This is a genomic window from Okeania sp. SIO2B9 (assembly GCF_010672505.1).
GTDB lineage: Bacteria > Cyanobacteriota > Cyanobacteriia > Cyanobacteriales > Microcoleaceae > Okeania > Okeania hirsuta.
Genome location: NZ_JAAHGK010000616.1, coordinates 1 through 4,416, shown reverse-complemented (window position 1 = coordinate 4,416; position 4,416 = coordinate 1). Strand labels below are relative to the sequence as shown.

3 protein-coding genes are annotated in these 4,416 nt (G+C 36.4%); 2 read left to right on the top strand and 1 reads right to left on the bottom strand.

Annotation, left to right across the window (positions count from 1 at the left end):
- Positions 1-660 precede the first annotated feature (660 nt).
- Positions 661-3,372, bottom strand: coding sequence for a TIGR03960 family B12-binding radical SAM protein (locus tag F6K13_RS20190; RefSeq protein ID WP_124154999.1), 2,712 nt, complete (start codon positions 3,370-3,372; stop codon positions 661-663).
- A gap of 60 nt (positions 3,373-3,432) precedes the next feature.
- Here F6K13_RS20190 and F6K13_RS20185 point away from each other — a divergent pair, with 60 nt between their 5' ends.
- On the top strand, positions 3,433-3,555 hold the full coding sequence (locus F6K13_RS20185) for a hypothetical protein (RefSeq protein WP_275670467.1): 123 nt from the start codon (positions 3,433-3,435) through the stop codon (positions 3,553-3,555).
- A 326-nt stretch (positions 3,556-3,881) separates the two neighbouring features.
- On the top strand, positions 3,882-4,076 hold the full coding sequence (locus F6K13_RS20180) for a hypothetical protein (RefSeq protein ID WP_124147623.1): 195 nt from the start codon (positions 3,882-3,884) through the stop codon (positions 4,074-4,076).
- Positions 4,077-4,416: the final 340 nt, after the last annotated feature.

Below are 4,416 nucleotides of genomic sequence, written 5' to 3'. Positions count from 1 at the left end.
TAGTTGGTAGAAGTATTCAACTTATATCTTATTGTATTTTCAATTATTCACACTCAAAATAATCCAATTTTTTTACAAATCTTCATTTTTTGATCGGTTCTATATCAATCTAAATTGTATTGCTTATGATTCACATTTTTGTAATTTGAATGAAATTACAGCGTTTTTTACGACCTAAAGAAATACGTTAAGTCAGCTTTGCTAGAGGCATAAATAATCAGGTATATTTTTGCTGTAAACTCTATATTAGAGCGGAACTAAATTCATTAGTGAATCAAGGTAAAAAATGTTTTTTAGGTTTAGAAAGATAGTAAGCATTCAGCTATTAGTAAGTCAGCACTTCCTTCCGAATGCTATGCAAACAGCAGTTAGTAATGAATAATTACTTCTAAGGTTCAGGAAAGGGACTTTGGCAGCAACTTTTATTCAAACTCAATTTCAAAGGTTGCTTTTACCTTTCCCAAAATTAATAGCTGACGGCTGAATGCTTAGGAAAGATAAGAGAGTAAAGGTTTCCTGATTTAAATCCCGATCATTTATTTGTAGGATTTCTATTCCAACTTATACCTTCTTACCTTTTTCCTCCTTTGTAAAGTAATTTTATCAATTCTGACACTAAAAAAAACAAAAACCTAACTATAGATTCTTATTTAATTTATATCACCTCAAAAACAACTTTTTCCGGTGAGAATGCAGTAATTCAAACTCCTGTTTGCTTACTTGTTCCAGCATATAAATTATATGTTGTGGTCGTAGTAAAGTTCCATCATTCTGATAACTTCCTACATAACGAAGAATGCCATATATTTTAGCGTCCCATTTCGTTTCTAAAGAAAAAATATCAGTGGTTGAATACTCTATATACTCCAACTCAAATAAGCGATCGCGTAAGTTAATAACTTTTACTTTGCCTGACTTAGTTGTTTGTTCCCACAGAATTGACTCACTATTATTAATTACCTCTACCCACTTTTGCCAATTTGGCTTTTCTTCAGTTGTTTGATTGTAGAAATTTTCTGTTAAATTTTCTGAAGATTCAGCTATTTTCCGGACCTTCAAAACATATTCTGCTTTCTCTAATATCTGAGATACAGAAGGACTCTTTACCTCTACTTCTTCAACCTTATATATGGGTATATCCGTTGGTAAAGCAGCTCCCAATTTATTTTGAAATGTTACCACATCCATTGGTTCTGTCAACTCAAAATCCACAATTTCTCCTGTGCTAGTTGTTCCAAGAGATAAAGCACTAGCCGGAATAATTCGTGGACTTGGATGATATCCGCCTGAAAAAGCAATAGGTATAGAACTGCGACGAACTGCACGAGCGAATAGTCGAGCTAAATCTAAATGACTAACTAAAGCCATTTCTCCCAACTTCCCTAACCACACTCTTAGACGTTGTACCTTATTCTGGTTTGGCACAAATTTACCATCAAATTCTGGAATAGGCAAAGGCGGGACTACAATATTATGACCTAAATCTGGACCACATACACCACAATGAGAACAAGTTGCGAAAAAGCAGTCCGGAACAGTTATTGCTGCTAAAGCTTTGTGTAAATCTTCTTTGAGCCAATTTTTATCAATTCCAGTCTCTATATGGCCCCAAGGTAGAGGTTGGTCAAGTAGAGATGATAAATTTTGAGCGGAAGTAATTTCAGTAGAATTTTCTGTATTTTTAAATACATTCCACTCACCATTTTCGACTTGGCGATATTTCCAACTCAAGTCTGATTCTGCAATAGCTTCACTCCATGCAGCAAAAGCTCTATCTAAACTTTCCCACCAAGAGTCCATTCCTGCTCCTCGTTCCCAAGCACGGCGAATTACGGATGCTAGACGGCGATCGCCCCTACCGAGAAAGTCTTCCATTGCTGAGATACGAACATCGGTATAATTTACCTTTACACCTTTCATTCTTCTAAATTCTGCCTTCAGTAATTCTTGCTTACGTTCAAATTCAGCTACTGAGACAGAATGCCACTGAAAAGGTGTATGAGGTTTTGGAGTAAAGTTGGAAATTGTCAGAGTCACCTGTAGTTTCTTCCGACCTTTAGTTCTGCACTCTTGTTGTAACCAATTAACTGTTTCTGCAATACCCAACACATCTGCATCAGTTTCACCAGGTAAACCAATCATAAAATAGAGCTTAACCTTATCCCAACCTTGTTCATGAGCGGTTTTGACTCCTCGCAAAAGTTCTTCATTTGTCAATCCCTTATTAATAATGTCCCGCATTCTTTGCGTGCCTGCTTCTGGTGCAAAAGTCAGACTACTTTGCCTCGTACCACCAATAATATTGGCAATATTTTCATCGAATCTATCAACTCTTTGACTTGGTAGAGATAGGGAAATATTTTCATCTTTGAGGCGGTTTCTAATTTCAGTGCCCACTGCTGGTAATGCTAGATAATCAGAACAACTTAGGGAAAGTAAAGAAAACTCATTATGTCCAGTAACTCTCAAACCTTTTTCGATAGTATCTATTATTTCTTCTGGGTCTACATCTCTTGCTGGTCGAGTCAACATACCTGGTTGACAAAAGCGACATCCTCTGGTGCATCCACGTCGTACTTCTATTACCAGTCGGTCATGGACTGTTTCTACATAAGGAACTAAACCTATAGAATAAGCTGGCATAGGAGTGGCCACTCGGCGCAAGATTTTTTCTGGCACATCCTTACGAATGGGGAACACAGAACCATCTTTAGCCATTTCATAAAATTGTGGCACATACACCCCAGGAATTTGGGCTAAATCTAACAGTAATTCTTCTCTAGTTAATCCATTAGTTTTTCCTTGCTCAACTATTAGTCCAATTTCTGGCAGTAACTCTTCTCCATCTCCTAAAGCAATAAAGTCAAAAAAGTCTGCATAAGGTTCTGGGTTTGAAGTTGCTGTTTGACCACCTGCAAAAATTAAGGGATAGGTTTCTTGTGTTTGAGAAGAGTGGGACGTTAATTTTCGTTCTTGCCAAGTTAGGGGAATACCTGCCAAACTTAGCATTTCTAAAATATTTGTAGCTCCTAATTCATAACTGAGGCTAAACCCTAGAATATCAAAGTCAGTGAGCGATCGCCTTGATTCTACAGCAAATAGTGGGGTATCTGTAGCTCGTAATTTCTGTGCTAAGTCTGGAGCTGGTAAATATGCGCGATCGCATAGTTGTCTTGGTTGAGAGTTTAAGATGTTATAAAGAATTATATGTCCTAAATTAGAAGCTCCTACTTCATAAACTTCTGGATAGGTTAGTACCCAGTGGACTTGAGCATTGTCCCAAGGTTTATGGAAGGTTCCCAACTCATTACCAAGGTAACGAGCAGGTTTTAATATTTCGGATGTTAGTAAATTCTCTACTGCTACTGCCACTATTCGTACCTAACTTGTATTTTTTGGACATACATATTTTGGCGTTGCTGAAGCGCGTGTATGATATTAATCTTAATTACTGAGGAGTCAGAACTCAGGAGTCAGGAGTCAGGAGGGAAGAAAGAAGAAGAAAAAGTATGTAGAAGGAGAAAGTTTTTTACTGGCGCTCTTATCCTGACATGATATCGTACCTCAAATCAGCAATGCCCATATTTCAAGATAACACCAAAAACTTACTACTGGCGTGACACGCCTAAAACTGTGTAATAGATTTTTGTTTCTAGTGTCTTGATCTACCATCTCCCCATCTCCCCATCTCCCCATCTCCCCATCTAATCCACCATTTTAGCTGTGTCACGCCACTACTGTGAAATTCTGATTTACAGATGACAAGTTACTGCTAATTTCAAGTCCAAATGATTCATATCACTCTCTTGTCTAGGATTAGATCACCTACAAGAGTAAGCATTTAGCAGAGAATTTAATTATGTAGGGTTTTTCTATTAGCAATGGAACCAAAATGTATGATTCAGAAACTTGTATCTAAAGCTCTTTATTTTCGCAGACTGACTCCTGAAATCGAAAATCAAATCAACTTAGAGTTGACACGACTTGGCTATATTTCTGATGTAGATTATGAAGCATTAGAATTATTAATGGAGGAGATGGATGCAGGCAGAGTCCAGCTTGTTCCCAGTATATAAACTGCAAATCATTTTAACTTTATTATGGTTGAAAATTTCAGATGTTTAACTGATATCTAACATCTATCAATTGTTGGTATTTGGTATATTATGTAAGTCTTTGATAGATAGCCTTGGTCTTTGAAAAATAAATGCTTTAATGGGTATAATTATTTAGTTGATTGTATCTGAGTCTAGTGAGTTAGTTGAATTATGATTATATTTTTTGTTAGGGTGCATAAATCTGAATTTTATATATAATTTTGATATTTTATCTAGATTTTGTGAAGTAGATTTATTTTATCATTTTCTTTGTGGGTTTAATACCCCACCGTCTACACGGTGTTCAAAATTACTTGGG